Source organism: Corynebacterium sp. HMSC056F09 (genome assembly GCF_001815785.1).
GTDB lineage: Bacteria > Actinomycetota > Actinomycetes > Mycobacteriales > Mycobacteriaceae > Corynebacterium > Corynebacterium hiratae.
Genome location: NZ_KV821884.1, coordinates 1 through 207, shown reverse-complemented (window position 1 = coordinate 207; position 207 = coordinate 1). Strand labels below are relative to the sequence as shown.

General features: G+C 53.6%; 1 protein-coding gene. It reads left to right on the top strand.

The features are described from left to right. Positions 1 to 60 precede the first annotated feature (60 nt). A partial coding sequence (locus HMPREF3056_RS13915; RefSeq protein ID WP_141759827.1) for a transposase occupies positions 61 to 207 on the top strand: 147 nt, incomplete at its 3' end.

Here is a 207-nt window from a genome sequence, read left to right as displayed (position 1 = left end):
TGAGGTTACCCTCGTTTAGTGGACACCCTATTTGTACGGATCTTGTGTCCGTAAGAGAGGATGTTCATTGTGAGTCAACAGCGCAAGAAGTACACGCCTGAGTACCGGCGTGAGGCCGCGAACCTGGTAATCGAGTCAGAGCGCCCGATTGCCCATGTGGCTAAAGAGATTGGTGTTTCCGCCGGGCTTTTAGGCCGGTGGGTCAAA